Source organism: Amycolatopsis xylanica (genome assembly GCF_900107045.1).
GTDB classification, from domain to species: Bacteria; Actinomycetota; Actinomycetes; order Mycobacteriales; family Pseudonocardiaceae; genus Amycolatopsis; species Amycolatopsis xylanica.
Map to the genome: position 1 here is coordinate 288252 of NZ_FNON01000008.1, position 16846 is coordinate 305097.

At 70.2% G+C, this 16846-nt stretch carries 14 protein-coding genes; 2 read left to right on the forward strand and 12 right to left on the reverse strand.

Annotated features, from left to right (window positions below; all coding sequences use genetic code 11):
- Window positions 1–30: 30 nt before the first annotated feature.
- Window positions 31–1362, reverse strand: coding sequence for a phenylacetate--CoA ligase family protein (locus tag BLV57_RS32865; protein ID WP_143047204.1), 1332 nt, complete (start codon window positions 1360–1362; stop codon window positions 31–33).
- 136 nt (window positions 1363–1498) lie between these two features.
- Here BLV57_RS32865 and BLV57_RS32870 point away from each other — a divergent pair, with 136 nt between their 5' ends.
- Entirely contained in the window at window positions 1499–2062 is a 564-nt protein-coding gene (locus BLV57_RS32870) for a hypothetical protein (RefSeq protein ID WP_091295696.1), read from the forward strand.
- A 43-nt stretch (window positions 2063–2105) separates the two neighbouring features.
- Here BLV57_RS32870 and BLV57_RS44275 read toward each other — a convergent pair whose 3' ends face one another.
- From BLV57_RS44275 to BLV57_RS32880, 3 genes are read right to left on the reverse strand one after another with little or no spacing between them, the layout of a single operon-like run.
- Window positions 2106–2231, reverse strand: coding sequence for a hypothetical protein (locus tag BLV57_RS44275; protein WP_281244451.1), 126 nt, complete (start codon window positions 2229–2231; stop codon window positions 2106–2108).
- 16 nt (window positions 2232–2247) lie between these two features.
- Window positions 2248–2730, reverse strand: coding sequence for a nucleoside 2-deoxyribosyltransferase domain-containing protein (locus BLV57_RS32875; protein ID WP_176968913.1), 483 nt, complete (start codon window positions 2728–2730; stop codon window positions 2248–2250).
- Window positions 2731–2747: 17 nt separating this feature from the next.
- Window positions 2748–4142, reverse strand: coding sequence for a phenylacetate--CoA ligase family protein (locus BLV57_RS32880; protein WP_143047205.1), 1395 nt, complete (start codon window positions 4140–4142; stop codon window positions 2748–2750).
- Window positions 4143–4413: 271 nt separating this feature from the next.
- On the opposite strand from BLV57_RS32880, the gene BLV57_RS43465 reads away from it, so the two are divergent.
- Window positions 4414–4581, forward strand: coding sequence for a hypothetical protein (locus tag BLV57_RS43465; protein WP_176968914.1), 168 nt, complete (start codon window positions 4414–4416; stop codon window positions 4579–4581).
- 159 nt (window positions 4582–4740) lie between these two features.
- On the opposite strand, the gene BLV57_RS32885 is transcribed toward BLV57_RS43465, so the two are convergent.
- Genes BLV57_RS32885 through BLV57_RS32920 form a run of 8 tightly spaced genes read right to left on the reverse strand, consistent with a single transcriptional unit; the run spans window position 4741 to window position 16839 of the window.
- Entirely contained in the window at window positions 4741–5949 is a 1209-nt protein-coding gene (locus tag BLV57_RS32885; RefSeq protein WP_091295706.1) for an LLM class flavin-dependent oxidoreductase, read from the reverse strand.
- Window positions 5949–6764: an LLM class flavin-dependent oxidoreductase gene (locus BLV57_RS32890; protein ID WP_091295709.1), complete on the reverse strand. Its 816-nt coding sequence runs from the start codon at window positions 6762–6764 to the stop codon at window positions 5949–5951. The genes BLV57_RS32885 and BLV57_RS32890 overlap by 1 nt, the downstream gene beginning before the upstream one ends.
- 57 nt (window positions 6765–6821) lie before the next feature.
- The gene (locus BLV57_RS32895; protein ID WP_091295713.1) at window positions 6822–7184 is read right to left on the reverse strand and encodes a hypothetical protein; all 363 of its coding nucleotides are present in this window, start codon (window positions 7182–7184) and stop codon (window positions 6822–6824) included.
- A 24-nt stretch (window positions 7185–7208) separates the two neighbouring features.
- The gene (locus BLV57_RS32900) at window positions 7209–10205 is read right to left on the reverse strand and encodes an ATP-binding cassette domain-containing protein (RefSeq protein ID WP_245757616.1); all 2997 of its coding nucleotides are present in this window, start codon (window positions 10203–10205) and stop codon (window positions 7209–7211) included.
- Window positions 10202–12376, reverse strand: a complete 2175-nt coding sequence (locus BLV57_RS32905) for an NHLP family bacteriocin export ABC transporter peptidase/permease/ATPase subunit (RefSeq protein ID WP_091295716.1) — start codon at window positions 12374–12376, stop codon at window positions 10202–10204. The genes BLV57_RS32900 and BLV57_RS32905 overlap by 4 nt, the downstream gene beginning before the upstream one ends.
- Window positions 12373–13182 (reverse strand): HlyD family efflux transporter periplasmic adaptor subunit, encoded by an 810-nt coding sequence (locus BLV57_RS32910; RefSeq protein WP_091295721.1) that lies wholly within the window; start codon window positions 13180–13182, stop codon window positions 12373–12375. Before BLV57_RS32910 ends, BLV57_RS32905 begins: the two co-directional genes overlap by 4 nt.
- Complete coding sequence (locus tag BLV57_RS32915) at window positions 13182–14606, reverse strand: SagB family peptide dehydrogenase (RefSeq protein ID WP_176968915.1); 1425 nt, start codon at window positions 14604–14606, stop codon at window positions 13182–13184. Before BLV57_RS32915 ends, BLV57_RS32910 begins: the two co-directional genes overlap by 1 nt.
- A gap of 16 nt (window positions 14607–14622) precedes the next feature.
- On the reverse strand, window positions 14623–16839 hold the full coding sequence (locus BLV57_RS32920) for a TOMM precursor leader peptide-binding protein (protein WP_091295730.1): 2217 nt from the start codon (window positions 16837–16839) through the stop codon (window positions 14623–14625).
- Between the last annotated feature and the right edge of the window lie 7 nt (window positions 16840–16846).

Here is a 16846-nt window from a genome sequence, read left to right on the forward strand (position 1 = left end):
TTCTAACCGGCCGCAACACTCACGACCCCATCACACGTAGCCGGAGCGCTCTGGTCCGGCGGGCAGCGCCAGGCGCTGGACGATCGGGTTCCGCTTGCCGGTGTCCGTCAACACGAATCCCCCGGCGGCCCGCACTCGCAGCTGGAAACCCTCGCGTGGCTGGAAGGCGGCACGCAGGCGCGTGTTCAGGTCGGTCAGCACCTCGGCCGGTCGGGGTCCTGCCGAGGGGACCACCAAGTCCAGCCAGCCGGCTTCCTCTTGGACCAGCTGGAAATCGGGCAGCCCGGCGGCCGACAGCGCGGCGAGCAGTGCCCACGGCGCGTAGATCTCGCCGGCCAGGCCGACAAAACCCGTCTTGGCGCGGCCCAGCAGGCTCTCGACCGCGGTTCCCGGCAGGCCGCAGCCGCAGGACACGACCGGTCCGGCGCGATCCCCGGTGACGTAGCGGAGGATCGGCATGGGCGTCGACGTCAGCGAGCTGAGCGCGATGTCGCTGACCCCGGCTTCCTCGTTCAGGAACTCCGGCAGCACGAAGTCGTCCTGGAAGTGCATCCTGCGCTCGGGGCACTCCCAGGCCGAATAACCCGTCTCGGACGTCATGTACAGCATGGTCACCCGGCAGCCGAAGGTGCTCTCCACCACTTGCCTGCCGCTGTCGGGCATGTGCTCGTAGCTGGCGACCACGCCATGCGGCCGCAGCCGGATGCCACGCTCGGCGCAATACCGGGCCAAGGCGATGACCCGGCTGGAGGATCCGGTGATCTTGTCCACCGGGAAGCGCCCGACCACGGCCTCGTAGTCGGCGACGACCGACGGCGAAGTGGGATCGAAGCCGCGAAGGTTGCATTTGACGTACGGGCGCGGCAACGGCACGGCTTCGAACAGCGGCGTGTCCGGGTACAGCAGGCCCAGGTTGAGGACCGTCCCGCTTTCGGGGAAACCGAGCTGGCGGTTGAGCCGTTCGTGCAGGGCCGCGTTCGCCATGCCGCCCGTGCTCGTGGTGGTCAGCGACCGCACGGGCTGCCCGGTGCTGCCGCTGGTCTGGTTGAGGAAGAACCTGCCGTTGCCGATCTCCCCTGTCGGATCACGGCTGATCAGGTCGGCGAAGTGGGCACGCAGCTCGGTCTTGCCCATGACCGGGAAATCGGCGAACCCGGCGCCGGCGAACGCCCGGTAGTAGGGCACCCGCTCGACCGCGGTCCGCAGCAGCTCGGCGAGACGCTGCCTGCCCTGCTCGGTATCGAACGGGACCATGCGGTCGATCCTCGCCCGCTTGCGCTGCACGCGCGGCACGGCGGAGAGCTGCGCCAGTTCGGTCCGGCGGTCTTCGAGCGCCTGAGCCGGTTCGACGGTCATTCCCATGGCCGCCAAGCTAATACGGCCGGGTACCGAAAGCGTTCGACGACATCGATCGATGCCATCCGGCTCCACGGCGGCTCATTGATCCGAGCAACGTCCACAGTGGAGCGAGCGGCCGTCCGGCGGCTACGGTTTACCCGTGCTGACCATCTGGGCCGAGCCGGTCGGCGACGGGGTTCCGTACGCCACCGAAGGGCCGACCAACGGCGGCGGTCTCCTTCACCCATGGCAGACCGACGACTATTCCCGGTGGGTGACGCGTGCGCAGATGCGCGAGGCCGTCGAACGCTGCGACCCCGGCAATATGTGGTACTACAGCGGCATTTTCCGGGGAAAGCCCGTGGAGAACTCGGCGAAGGCCACGGCGGCCAGGCATGGCGGGCGGACGATGATGAGCATGATCGAGGAGTTCGGCCTGCCCACCCCGTACTACACGGACTACACCGAACTGGCCGCGGCGTTCTGGCGGCGGGCTTCCGCGGGGTTCTCCGAGGCCGTACGAGGCGAAGTGAAGATCATTTTCGGCGACACGGTCCGGCGCAGGAGCACCTGGGAGCGGGTGGAATATCCGAGCCTGGTGGCGAACCCGCACGTCACCGCCATCTTCTGGGCACTGCCGGGCACGCCGTTCCGGCCACTGTGGACACGAGGCCAGCCCGCGCTGCCCGACGGACTGCCCGGCGAGATCACGCGGCAGGCGTGACAAAGGCCGCCCTTGCGGACAAGGGCGGCCTTCGGATCACGGCTTACGAGGTCCGGATGGGGAACTCGGGGTCGGCGCAGTCGTCCGGCGGGAACGACACGCCACCGGCGAGGCCTTCCAGCTCCTGGTCGGTCAGCTCGGTGTCGACAGCGGGGTTCTTGTCGGTCATCGCTTCTTCTCCTTGGTCAGGCGGCACGCAGCCGCGTCCTGCCGATCTTCTCGATCGCGCCGCGCACGACCGAAGTCAGTTCACTGTGGACGGTCAGCTCCGGCCTCGCGTACTTCAGCTGGGCGACGACATCCTGGCGCCGGAGGTAGCCCGGGCCGGTGCCCACCACGACCGGTCTGCCCGACGCCGCCGCGGCGCCCAGTTCGTACAGGGCGATGGGCTGGTGGGCGTCGCCGTCGGGGAACCAGAACAGGATCAGGTCCGCCAGCCGCAGATGCCGGTGCTCCCAGGCGACCATGTTCTCGTCGAACGCGGGCGCGGAACTCTTGCGCGGGCAGAACACGGCGAGCTCACCCACCGCCGGCTGGAGACGCTCGATCATGCCGATGGCTTCGGAACGCCAGTCCGGGCAGCCGTGCATGCCGCCCGCGAGAAAGATCGCGGGCCTGGCATCGGCTCCGGTGTAGTCGGCCAGCGACTCGACGACTTCGATCCGCACCGGTACCTCCGAGGGGTTCATGACTTCAGGTATCCCGTCCGCTCCGGCACCGACGGGAGGTCGAGCAGCTGGACCACCGGGTTGCGCTTGCCGGATTCCGTGAGCACGAAGGCGCCGGACGGCCGGGCGCGAAGGCGGAAACCCTCTCGCGGCCGGAAAGAAAGCGCGAGACGGGCGTTGATGTCCCGCACGGTCTCGTCGGCGCCGGACCAGGACGGCGGCACGATCAGGTCGAGCAGCCCCGGTGCCTCCTGCACGATCTGGTAATCAGGCAAGCCGGCCGCCACCAGCGCGGCCATCAGCGCGAACGGCGAGTACAGCTCGTGACCGGCGCCGACCAGGCTGGTCCTGGCCCGGCCGAGCAACTGTTCGATCGCCGTTCCCGGCAGGCCGCAGTCACACGGGACCGGCGCGGCCGCCCGGTCGCCGGTGACGTAGCGGATGATCGGCATCGGCGTCGACAGCAGATGCGTCAGCACGATCCCGCCGCCGCCGGCGCCGTCGTCCGGCACGATTTCGGGGCGTACCAGGTCATCCTGGAAATGCAACCGGCCCCGCGAGCACTCCCAGGCCGAATAGCCGGTCTCGGAGGTCGCGTACAGCATCGTCACCTTGCGGCCGAAGGTCTCCTCGACGAGCGCGCGGCCACTGTCCGGCATGTGCTCGTAGGTCGCGATGATCGCTTTCGGCCGGAGCGTGATCCCGCGCTCGGCGCAGTACCGCGCCAGCGCGATGACCCGGCTCGACGAACCGGTGATCTTCTCGACCGGGAAGCGCCCGACGGTGGCGGCGTAGTCCGCGACGATGCCGGGCGAGCCGGGGTCGAACCCGCGCAGGTTGCACTTCACCGTCGGGCTGGGCAGCGCCACTGGCTCGAACATCGGTGTCCGCTCGTACAGCAGGCCGACGTTGAGGGTGATGCCACCGTCCTCGACACCGAGATGACGGTTGATCCGTTCCAGTATCACGGCGTTCGCCATGCCACCGGTCTCGACGGTGGCCAGTATGCGCACCGGCTCACCGGTGCTGCCGCTGGTCTGGTTGAGGAAATACGTCCCCGGTTCCATCCGGCCATCCGGCCCGCGGCTGAGGAAGTCGAAGAATCGGTCCCGCAAATCGGCTTTGCCGACGAGCGGGAAATCACTGAAGGCGGATGGACCGTCCCGGTAAAAGGGAACCCGCGCGACGGCGTGCCGCAGCAGCCGGTTCAACCTTTCTTCGCCCGCTTCGCGATCGAAACCGAGCATTCTTTCGATTTTTTCCCGCTTGGCCGCCACTCGTTCGCTGGCGACCGAGGCGGCGAGTTCCGCATTGGCCCGCGCGAACGCGCTGGCCTGCTCACCGGTGAGTTCCATCGCGGTCCAATCCGGACGGCGGCGGGCCGTGGACGGGCAGCTCGCGTGCCCGCTCACGGCCCAGCCTGGTTCGTCAGATACGTTCCAAGCCGCCGGCCAGGCCGTCCAGGTCGGCGTCCTCGATCTCGGTGTTCGCGGCGGTCTCCGGGTTGACCTTTTCCTCAGCCATGGTTTCTCCCTTTGTCAAAGTGTGCCCCGCCCGTTTCGGGCGACTGAGATCACGTTATTCGAGCTTTTCGGCGCTGGGCAATGAATTCCGGCGCGTGCCATCAAAGCGTGTAATACCTTGCCGGAAAGGAACATCGATCCGCCGAGTACCCTGGGGACCGTGACTGAGACTCTCGTGGTGGGATCCCGGACCGGTTACGACCCGGCGCCTGACGAGAAGTCGCTCTTCCTGGCGGGCGGCATGCGGCATTGCCCGGTCTGGCGGCCCGCCGCGCTGGCCGTCATCGCCGCCTGCGCCTTACCCGGCAGGCTACTCCAAGCCTCGTGAGTGTTCCGGCCGGTTATTGAGGGGAAAACCGAACATGGCGTGTCGCGGGGCAGCTGGGTGAGGGCCTTCCTCACCCAATGCGGGCTACGCGGGTAGTCGGGCGGGCCTGCCGAGTGGGGAGTCGTGAGTGTTTTCGCCGGTTAGAACCGGCCGGAACACTCACGACCCCAGGTGGCCGCGGAGGGTGGTGGCCGAGTACTCGGGGCGGAGGGCGCCGCGGTCGCGGAGCTCGGGCACGACCTTGGCCACGAATTCGTCGAGGCCGCGCGGGGCGGACCGGGGTACCAGGATGAAGCCGTCCGAGCCGCCGCCGCGGACGTAGTCGTCCATCGCCGCGGCCACTTGGCGCGGTGTGCCCGTGAACGGCTTCGGGTCGGTCAGCTTGAGTACCAGCTCGCGGATGCTGAGCCGTTGCTCCGCGGCGAGTGCGCGCCATTTCTCGATGCGGGTGGCGCGGGCGACGGGGTCGGGGGCGGTGGTGAGGTCCGGGTCCAGATCGGGCAGTGGGCCGTCCGGGTCGCATGTGGACAGATCGCGGCCCCAGAAGCGTTCGAGATACCACAACGCTCGGCGTGGGCAGACCTCCTGCAACCGCGCGGCGCGGGCGTTCTCGCGGGCCTCTTCCGGACTGTCGCCGAGTACGAACGACACGCCCGGCATGACCTTCGGGGTGCGGCCGTGGCGGGCGAAGCGGGGACGCAGGTCGCGGTAGAACGCGCGGCCCGCCTCTCCCTTGCAGCCGCTGTAGACGACGTCCGCGTAGGCGGCGCCGAATTCGCGGCCCTGCTCGGACATGCCCGCCTGCAGCATGAGCGGGGTTCCCTGCGGGGACGGCGGGGCGGCGAACTCGCCGCTGACCGAGAACTGCGGGCCATGGTGTTCGAACCGGCCGCCCGCCCAGATTTTCCTGGTCACGTCGACGAACTCGGCGGCTCGCCGGTAGCGGTCGGCGTGGGGCAGGTAGCCGCCCCTGCGGAAGTTCGCGCCGGTCGCCGCGTCCGAGGTGGTGACCACGTTCCAGCCGGCGCGGCCACCCGACAGCCGGTCGAGCGTGCTCAGGCGCCGTGCGATGTCGAACGGTTCGTTGAAGGTGGCGTTGACCGTGGCGACCAGGCCGAGGTGACTGGTCGACGCGGCGACCGCGCTCAGCAGGGTGATCTGGTCGGGCTCGCCCGCGACGCCGAGTTCGAAGAATTCGCCGAGGTGCTCGGCCTGGCGGGGATGGTCGGCGAGGATCAGGAAATCGAAGCAACCACGTTCTGCGGTCCGTGCGAGGTGGGTGAACGACTCGAGCGCGATGTGGCTGCCCACCGGGGAATCGGCCCAGACGGTCAGCTGACTGGACGGGAACAGCACACCCAGATGCATCAGGCCGCCTCCGAGCGAACCAGGCGGTCACGGAAGTGGGTCCCGCGATACTCGGTGCGAAAAGCCCCGCGAGCCATGAGTATCGGCACGACTTCGCCGGCGAACCAATCGAGCGTGTCCGGCAACGTCGCCGGCAAGAGGTGGAACCCGTCGACGAGGCCATGCCAGCGGATCAGATCGTCGGCAAGCTGCCTTGCCGAGTCCTCAAAGGACACAGGGACTTCGAGGATCGTCCTGCCGCCAACCGAACCGAAGTCCTTGACGAACACCATGTCGGCGCCTGGACCATCCACGATGACCGGACGCCCCTGCGGCGGCCGCGGGATCACCGCGGGGCCGCGGACGCTGAAGTACCGCCCTTCGTGGTCCAGCCGGTGCAGTTTCGCGCGGTCGAGGAAACGCCCGGTGCCCCGGTCGCGGATCTCGGCGCCGTCCTCCCAGCTGTCCCACAGCCGGGTCACCACCTCGACGAACTCGGCAGCCTCGGCAAGAGGATCCGCCGCGGGGACCCGGCCGTAGCGCGCCACCTCATCGGCGGACACCCGCACGCGCCAGCCCGCTCGGCCATGGCTGACATGATCGAGCGTCGCGATCGATTTCGAGACGGTGTAAGGCTCGGTGAACGTCGTGCCCACCGTCGCCAGCAGGCCGATCGCGGACGTCAGTGGCGCGATCCCGGCGAGCACGGTCACCGGGTCGGCCACCCCCGAGTCGCCCAGCGAAACGAAATCCAGCTTCGCGTTCTCGGCACGCCTGGCCAGGTTCGCGTACTCCGCCAGTGAAAACTCGCCGTCGATGGCGATGCCCAGGTGCATGGGAAGCCTCTCGATGCACGGGCGTGGTGGGCCCCCGGAGGAACCCACCACGCCTGCTCAGACTGAGCAGCAGGGTGAGCAGCAGGCGCAGGACGAGTCGAGCCCGGCGACCAGTGAGTCCAGCTCCTCTTCGGCCAGCTCACGCGTTCCGGCGAAGTCCGCCGTGGGGATGTAGAGCGTGAGCACGCCGAGTTCGGCGGCGTTCTGCCACGCGTCGACCTGCGTCTGCAGGCCACCGCCCACGTCGGAGCCGTCGCGCTCGATCGAGAGCATGACGCCTTCGGGCACCTCGATGCCGAACTCGGCGACGAGCTTCTCCGGGTTCTGGACCAGCGCCTCCTCCTTGTTGGGGTCGGACCAGACGGCCGCGACCAGGGTGCTGTAGTTCGCGACGAACGCCGCGCGCTGTGCGGGATCCATGGGTTTGTCTCCTTCTTCTGCCGATCAGGCCGGAACGGCCCGGCCTGGTTCTGTTTCCCCAGCGGAGGCCTCCCACAGCTGCCGTTTCGCCAGCTGGTGGAAGAGGCCTCCGGTGTCGGAGAACAAGTCGCGGTAAGTGCCCTGCTGCACGATCCGGCCGCGGTCGAGCACGACGATGACGTCGGCGTTCGCCACGGTGGACAGCCGGTGCGCGATGACGAACCTGGTCGCGGCCAGCTGCTGGGTGCTCGCGGTGACGATCTCCTGCGTGCGGTTGTCCAGCGCGCTGGTCGCCTCGTCGAAGTACAGGACGCGGGGTTTCGACACCAGCGACCTGGCGATCAGCACCCGCTGGCGCTGGCCGACCGACAGTGTCCCGCCGCCGAACGAGACGAGGCTGTTCATCCCCATCGGCATCCGGCCGATGTCCTCGTCGAGGCCCGCCATCTTCGCCGCTTCCCAGACCTGGTCCAGCGGAAGGGGATTCGCGCCGCAGATGTTCTCCCGGATGGTGCCGCCGAACAGCTGCCCGTCCTGCAGCACGACCCCGCACTGCCTGCGGACCGCCTGCACGTCGAGCTCCGCGAGATCCTGCCCGTCGTAGAGCACCGCGCCCGAGCGCGGCGCTTCGAACCCGAGCAGCAGCCGCAGCAGCGTCGACTTGCCGGAACCGCTCGGCCCGACCACCGCGACGAACTGGCCGGGCCGCACCCGCAGCGAGACGTCGTCGAGCACCGGCGTGTCCTCGCCGGGGTAGGCGAACGTCAGGTTCATGACCTCGATCTCGCCACCCAGCTCGGCCGTGGAGAACCGGCTCGGCTCGTACTCGGGGCGCGCGGACAGCACGTCGGACAGTCCTTCGATCCGCGGCAGCACCGCGACGAGGTCCACGGTCGCGGTCAGCAGGGTCAGCATCGACTGCAGCAGCAAGGCGAAACCCGCGTTCAGCGCGAAGAACCGGTCGACCGGCACCTTCCCGCTCAGCGGACCGGCCATCACCGCGAACATCACCAGCTGACCGGCGATCGGCAGGGTCACGGCGAGCGCGGCCATCAGCGACTGGACGTGGCGGACCTTCTGCTGGGCCGACCGCGCGCCCACCGTCGCCTCCGCCCAGCGGCTGAACGCCCGGTGCTCGGCCGCGGCGAGCTTGATCTTGGTGATGCCGGTGAAGATCTCGTTGGTGGTCGCGGCCGCCTGATGCTCCAGCGGCAGCGCGGCCCGCTGCCTGCGTGCCACCGACCTGCCGAGCACGACGCTCAGCACCACCACGCCGAGCACCAGCCCGGCGCCGATCCACGCGAAGAACGCGTCGACCGCGAACACGAACACCAGCCCGGCGCCCGCGGTCAGCAGCGCGAGCAGCGAACGCGTCACCAGGCCGTTCAACGCCTGGCGGGCGTAGGCGAGGCCGAGCACCTTGTTGGCCAGCGCGCCGCTCGTCGTCTTGGTGAAGAACCGCACCGGCAGCCGGATCAGCCGGTCCCACAGCGCGAGCTGCACGCCGGATTCGAACCGGTCCTCGAAGCGGAGGGTGCGCAGGTTCAGCACGACGCCGAGCGCCGCCGCGACGATCGCGCTCGCCGCGTAGAGCACGGTGTTCCATGGCAGTTCGCGCAGGTCACCGCGCACCAGGTGGCTCAGCACGGTGCCGATCAGCACCGGCGTCGCCAGCCCGAGCGCCGCGACCAGCGTGCCGGTCACGAGCATCGAACGGATTTCCCGGGTGTTGCCGAGCAAGCCCCAGCGCAGCAGGTGTTTCAACGTCGCGGCCGCCGGCAGCGGCAGCTGCGGCAGCGTCGCGCTCTCGTCGAACGCCCCGGCCGCGGCGGCGTCCACCGCCGTGCGGGCCCTGGTCTGCGGATCGACCGTCCAATAGCGACCGCGGGAGAACAGCAGCGGGACGGCGACCAGGTCGTCGCCTGCCCGGCGCCACCCGATGAACGGCCCGCCGTCCTCACGCCACCAGCCGGTCCGCAGCCGGACCTGACGCAGCTGGATGCCGGAATTCCTTGCCACGGCGCGAAGTTCTTCGCGGCTGTCGGTGGTGTCCTTGCCACGGTCAGCCGGTTCGACGACGGTCACACTCGCGTGTTCGGTGACCACCCGCAGCACTTCGGCCGCCCAGGCACCTCCGCGCTGGGCGGCGGGTGAGCCGTCGCCGTCGACCGAGGCCTTGCTGCCGAGCGCACCCAGCGCACGCCGTGCGGTCACCGCCACCGCGACCCGGTCGGCGTGCTTGCGTTCTTCGAGTGTGCGCAGGAAGTCCGTGTCGTCACCGGCGGCGCGCTCGCGGACGGTGGCCATCAGCCTGGCCGTGCCGTGGCTGATCGCCTGCGAGAAATCACCTGCCAGCAACAGGTCGTAAGTACTGAGCAGCTCGACCACGGAGTCCTCGGTGGCGAGCACCCAGTCGTTGCGGCCGAGGAACACCGCTTCCTGCCCCGCGGTCACCGTGTAGCGCGGCTCGCCGTTCTTCCGGACGACGCCGTCGGCCAGCCGGAGCCAGCAGGGGCGGCCGCCGACGACGGAGCGTTCCGCTTGCACCGAAACGATTTCCCGGGGCCGGAGCACGGCGGCGTCCCGGGGCGCCACGGCGAGCCGCAGCGCGTCGGTGAGCGCCTGCAGGCCGCGGTCGACCGCGCGGATCAGCACGACCGCGATGAGATCGCCGTGCGCGCACCAGGACTCGCCGGACGGTTGCCCGCCCGTGCCGCGGACCAGGTCCTCGAGCTTGGCCAGACGGCCGAGATCGAGTTCACGCAGCCGGGTTCCGGGCAGTGGCACCAGTTTCAGCTGCCACTCCCCCTCGACACCCGCCGAAGGGAACACGCTGGCGGCCGGGAACCGGGCGACGAAGTGCTGGCGCGAGACCGTTCCGTCCGGCGCGGTGCGCACCGCGAAGAGGTCGGCGGCGCCGTCCTCGACCAGGTGGACGGTCCGGTCGCTGCCGAGCAGCCGCGGTTCGGTGAACGGCGCGTGCGCCAGTTCGGTCAGCAGGGACCAGTCGGTGGTGGTCATACCGCACCTTCCTGAGCCGAGTGCCTGATGAGGCCCGCGTAGGCGCCGTCGAGGCTGACCAGCTCGTCGTGGGTGCCTCGCTCGGCTTCCGTGCCGTGGTCGAGCACGATGATCTGGTCGCAGTCGCGGACGGTGGAGAGCCGGTGGGCGATGATCAGGCAGGTCGCGCCGCGCCGCCTGAGGTTCGCGTCGATGATCCGCTCGGTCTCGGTGTCGAGCGCGCTGGTCGCCTCGTCGAGGATGAGCAGCCGGGGCCGCCGGACCAGCGCCCGCGCGATCTCCAGGCGCTGCCGCTGGCCGCCGGAGAAGTTGCGGCCGCCTTCGTGCACGGCACCGGCCAGGCCGCCCGGCCGCCCCGCGACCTCGCGGTGGATGCACGCGTCCTGCAAGGCGGCGACGATCTCGTCGTCACCGATGGTCGGGTCCCACAGGGTGATGTTGTCGCGCACGGAGCCCTCGAACATCACCTTGTCCTGGTCGACCATGGCCATGGTCGCCGCCCAGAGGTCATGGTCGAGTTCGCCGGGTTCACGGCCGTCGATCGTGATCCGCCCCGACCACGGCTGATACAGCCCGGCGAGCAGCCTGCCGACCGTCGACTTGCCGCTGCCCGAGCCGCCGACCAGCGCGACCCGCGAACCCGGTGGCAGATCGAGCGAGAAGTCCTTGAGCAGCGGCGGAAGCAGCGGGTTGTAGCCGAAGGTGACCTTGTCGAGCACGACATGCCCTTCGAGCGGGGCCAGGACGGCCGCCGAGCGCGGCCTGGTCTCGGCCGGGTAGTGCTCGACGTCCTCCAGGCGCTTGAGGTCGACGCCGATCTCCTGGACCTGCGCGCTGATCGCGCTCAGGTTCGAGATCGGCCGGTTCATCGCGGTCACCAGGCCCTGCATGGCGACCAGCAGGCCGACGGTCAGCGCGCCGGTCACGACGAGACCGCTGCCCAGCACCAGCAGCACCGCGGTGTTCACCGCCGCGAGCAGCGCGGGCACCACGGCGAACACCGCCGACGGGATGCCCGCCTTCTGCTGGCCGGTGGTCACCGCGGCCTGGCGGGCGGCGAACTGCTGGAAGCTCAGGTCCTCCTGCCCGCTCGCCTTCATCGTCTCGATCATCGAAATCGTGGTGTAGACGGTGGAGAACAGCCTGCCGCGCTCGGCTTGCAGCCCGGCGACGGCCGCGGTCCGCATCGACGACAGGAATCGCAGCACCGCCACGTTGAGCCCGGAGAACACCATGGCGCACAAGCCGAGCACGAGGTCGTAGCCGCACAGCAGCACGCCATAAGCCAGCACGAGCGCCAAGTCGACGGCGGTCGCCGCGAGCCGCCGGGTGAAGATGTCGGCGACCTGGTCGTTGGTCCGCACCCGGCGGGCCAGGTCCGCGGAAAGCCGCTGGTTGAAGAAACCCAGTGGCAGCTTGAGCATGTGCCGGAACAGCCGTGACGCGCTCCCCAGCGCCACAGCGGTCTCGGCCCGGGTCAGCAACCGCTGCTGGAGCAGGCTCGCCACAAAGGTCATCACCGTGGCGACCACCAGCGCCGACACCAGCCCCGCCGACGCGCCCGCGTCACCGCCGAGCAGCACCCGGTCGACGAAAACCCTGGCCAGCGCGGGCAAAGCGATGCCGACCAGTGCGATCAGCAGGCCCAGCAGGATGGTCTGCGGGATGACCGAGCCGAGGTTGCGCCAGCGTCGTCCCATCGCGGCGAGCAGGCTGAACGCCCGGCCTTCGCGGCGGAACTCCGGGCCGGGCGCGGGTTCGATCGCGATGCCGGTGTAGGACCGCTCGAACTCCTCCCACGGCACCGCGCGCTGCCCTAGCGCGGGATCGTTGAGCCAAACCTTCTTACGGCTCAGGCCTTCCAACACGAGGAAGTGCTCGAACCGCCAGTAGAGGATCGAAGGCAACTGCAGTTCGGCCAAGCCCGCGATGTCGCACTGACGGCCCTTCGCGGTGAGCCCGTACTTGCGCGCGGCCTTGACGACGCTCGACGCGCTGGAGCCGTCCCGGCTGACCCCGCAGGTCTGCCTCAGCTCCTCAAGCGGGACATGCCGCCCATAGTGGCTGAGCACGATGCCGAGCGAAGCGGCGCCGCATTCGGTCGCCTCCATCTGGATCAGCGTCGGCGTGCGGACGCGCTTGGTCCTCGGCCGGGTCTCGGCGGCGGTCATCGGCCGACCAGCCACGAGATCGGGTGCTCGTCGGCGACCGTGAAGGCCGCCGACACCTCGCTCTGCGAGTTCAGCGCGAACGGCGGGGCGGTGCGCGACCACTTGAGCCCGGTCGCGGTGTCCGGCACCGAGACGAGGTCGACCGTGACCGCGACGACCGGGCCGGAGCCGAGGAACGGCCGGACATCGCGGGCGTCGCCGAGGAACGCGTGCAGCGAGGCGTCGGTCTCGGGGAACGAGCCGACCGAGGACACCGTCCCGGCGAACGAGCCGTAGACGTTGACCGGCGCGGCCGAGGTGGTCAGCTCGACGTGCATGCCGGGATAGAGCAGCGGCGCGGAGCCCGCCGGGACGTAGACGAGGGCACGCAGCCGGTCGCCTGGGGTGTCGAGGCGTTCGAGGTCGGCGACCTTCTTGCCGGGCTCCAGCCACTGGCCCGGTGAGATGACCAGGCTGATGACATGGGCGGTCCACGGCGACACGACGGTCTTGGTCGTGCCGTCGCGGCCGAGCACGCTGTAGAGCGGCTGGCCCTTTTCGACGCGCTGGTTCGGCGCCGTCCACACGGCACCGACCTGCCCCTGTTCAGTGGCGTCCAAAGCGGACACACCGGCGAAGTGGGTCAGGACCCCTTGCGCGGACACGGTTCTCGGCACGGTGCCGAAAGCGGCCCACGCGCCGGTCACCAGCACGACGACGGCCATCACCAGGGTGGTCAGCCACGCGGGAACCGGGGCGAGCCGGGAGACCTCGTCCAGCTGTTCGGGTGATTCGAGCGTGCGTAAGGCTTCGCGGCGGAACTTCATCAGTCCTCCTCGGTCGCGGGTGGCAGAGAGCCGAGGGTGAACTCGGCGATGCTGGGTTCGCGGAGCGGGTCGAGCCCGGACAGCGCGGTGAAGGTGGCGGAGTCGCCCGCGCCGAGCGCGCAGGGCGCGAGGCCCATCGCGGTGGCCACCAGGTACATCCAGCCGGTGAGCACGCCCGCGTCCTTGAGCGCGAGCGCGTACGGGATGCCCTCGTACTTCCACATCAGCCGCTGGACCCGCGCCGTGATCACGAACAGCACCTGGGGCGGCGAAGGCATCACCGAAGCCGCGGTGGCGAAGGACGCCAGCTTGGCCGTCTCGGCGTTGTGCGCCGACACGAGTTCGAGCGCGTGCCGCACGGAGTCGTAGTGATAGAGCCCGGGCTCGAGGCCGTCGCAACGGGAGATCAACGGGTAGATCTCCAGCTCGGCGATGGACCCGGCGCCGGGGTACGGGCGTTTCCCGGTCTCCATCTCGCCGGCTTGCTCACCGGCGGGCTCGAGATGCTGGACGCGGTACAGGAATTCGGCCAGTTCAGCGGCGGTGATCGGGTTCGCGTCGTCGTGCCGCCGGACGCTCTTGCGCCGGGAAGCCAATTCCTGCAAGGAATCCTGGCCGTGCTGGGGTTCCGGCAGCGCGATCGGCGCGCCGGCGCGCGGCAACCGGTACGCGAGCGGCTCGGGCTCGATGACGCCGCGGAACCGGTAGGTACCGCCGATCGGGTCGGCGTGGTTCATCGGCCGGGTGCGGTCGTGCAGCCAGAGTTCTTCCGGCGACCACAGCGCCATGGGCGCCGCGGTCGTCTCGGCCTCGCTTTCGTCATGGGACACGAGCACCCCGGCGGTGAGCAGCTCGTCGAGCAGCAGCCCGGCGGTCAGCAGATCCGTGTCCGCGCGCTTGGCGATGTCGGCGACCGTGCAGCCGCCGGTCGCTGCCAGCACCAGCAGCGCGCCCAATTCCGCCTGTACACAGGAAATCTGGATGTTGCTCAGTGGCGAATGGACGATCATCCGGCCGCCTTCCCCGCGCATGACGGCGAATCGCGAGAGCCGGTACGGCGTCGCCGCGACATGCGCGCGGCGGGTGCGCGTCCCGCCCGCCCCGACCCCGCGCGGGCTGATGTCGATCAGCGGGCGGCCACCGAAGGAGATCCGCCGCTGCAGCCACGAATGCGACATGAGCCGCCGGATCAGCAGCTGGGCGGGCAGGATCTTGCTCTCGCCGTCGAACCCGGTGATGAGCCTCGCGACGTCGAGGTCGCTCACCCAGGTTTCGGACAGCCTGAGCAGCAGCGCGCGCCTGCTCACGTCCAGCCCGCCCGGCCGGAGGCGGAACCGGGACTGTTCGAGCACCACCTGGCCGTCGGGCGTGGTGGTGAGGGTCGCGTCGGAGCGGAGGCGATAGCTCTCGGTGTTTCGGATCATCTGTTCGCCAGTCTCGTCAGAAGAACACACTGAGTGGGTTGCACTGCGACTCATCGGGCACCGGCGCGGCGGGCACGTCCCAGAGCCGTCCGGGGCCGAGCCTGCGCCAGAAATGGCGCAGCCCCGGCGCGACCACCTTGGCCACCTTGAGGTCGATCTCGGGCCTGGACTGGTCCAGCACCAGCACCTCCAGCCCGGCGTCCGCCGCGCGGCGCACGCACAGGCGCACGTCATCGGCCAGGTCACCGGAAGCCAGCGAGGACCGGCTTTCCGCGGTCACGAACGGCCGATCCGGGTCCGGCAGCAGCCATGGCTGATCGGCGACCTCGACGGTGTTCAGCCACCGCGCGGTCTCCTCGTCCTCGGAGCCGCCGCCCCGCGCGATCCGCTCGGCCATCGGCAGGAACTGGCTCACCTCGGTCAGTGCCCTGGTGAGCGCCACGCGCGGGTCGAGATGCGCGCCGAAGCCAAGCAGCACCCGCTCCGGCCCGTCGGTGCGCCGCGACACCGCGGCGAACGCCGGGATGCCGAGGTCGGCGGTGAGGTCCAGCGCCCACAGCTCGCGGCCGAGCCGGTCGCGGAAGTCGCGGAACAGCAGCTCGATCCACGGATCGTCGAACGAGCGGAGGTCGACGCCGGGGCGGGAAGCGCTGTGGTACCACCACAACGCGACGCTGTCGCGCTCGGCCAGTTCGCAGAACCCTTGCAGGATGGCCTCTTCGAGGACATTGCCTGCGGCGCAGCCGTTCGAGTCGGCGGCGCTGATGCCGGTGGCGCTGTCCGGGTGGCCGTACCAGCAGTAGACCGAAGGCAGGTAACGGGTTTCGCCGCCGGTCAGCGACCACGCGGCCGACCAGTCGATCCGCTGGTCGTCGGGGCACCGGCGGGGAATCTGGTGGAAGCGGCCGAGACCGGGGTTGAGTTCGGCGCGCCGGTCGTACTGCCGGTCCGAGAAAAGCAGCAGTTCGCGCAGTGGCACCGCGGATCCAGGTGCCAGGTCCGCGTAAGCCGAGCGGAGGACCTGGCGGTCGTCACGCCAGACCCCGCTGTACCGCTCGATCGCCTCGCCGAGCGCGCTGGCCTTCGCCTGGGCTTCGGTCCGGCCCTTGCCGCCGCTGAGCCCGCGCAGATTTCGCTTGAGCAGCACCGGGTTCGTCGCGACGGCGAAGTTGTGGCCAGCTCCGAAGGTGAAGACCGGCCCGTCCTGATCCCCCAGCGGTTCGAGCGCGGTGACGGCGCCGACGTAGCGGCTCACGTGCCGGGTCAACCGGCGGCAGGTCGATTCGGCGCTCTCGGTGCGCGCGCCCGCGTCGGCGGCTCGGCTGGTCAGGTCGACGCGGACGGGGTTGCCGATCACGCCGCCACTGCCACAGGCCTGGCAGTGCGGCAGCCGGATCAGCTCGTGCGAGGTGGTGGTCAGGTCGCGGGTGTCCAGCGCGGTGAACCGCCCGCTCAGCCGGGGTGACCAGCCCGCGGCGGCGATCACCGGCAGTTCGGCGGCCAGCAGCCCGGCCAGCGCGGTGGCCGTCGACGGCAGCGCGGCGGTGGTGGCGGCCGGGTTGCCCGGCGCCGCGTCCCGCAGGAAGTTCCCGACCTGCTCGTTGTCGTGCCAGCGGCGGCGCAGGCAGTCCCAGCAGGCGGTCTTGCCCGGCACGAAGTGCGGGCCGAGCAGCAGCACGTTGCCGACCGGCCGGACCAGCAGCCACTCCCGGCCGGTTTCCAGGCAGTGGTCGTTGACGGCGGCCAGCCGCGGATCGGTGTACCGCGCGGCCGAAACCACCACGAGCGAGCCCAGGGGCGCCGACACGGCGTCACCGTCCAGCGCCGGGACGCCGATGGCGCGCAGCCGCTCGGCCAGCCCGCCGTCCGCGCCGAGGTCGGCGACGGTCACCGCGCCGGTCGCGTGCCACGACTCCGCGGCGTCCGGGGCGATCTCCCGTGCGTCCCAGGCCGCCGCGCGCCGCTCGTCGACTCCGGCGGGCCCGTCGGCGAGCACGCCCAGCCTGCCGAGCCGTCCCAGCGCCCGCGCGACGTGGTCGATCGGATGGCTTTCGGCGGTCAGCCGGATGAGTTCCGACAACGGCCGGGTGCCGTCGAGCAGGCCGCTGAGTTCGGCGGCCACCGCGTCCTCGATCACGAACTCGCGGGTCTCACCGGCCACGACGAGATAGGCCCCGTCTTCGCCGGTCAGCCTGACCGCTTGGTAATCGGCTCGCAGCCTGGGTCGCCGCATCGGTTTT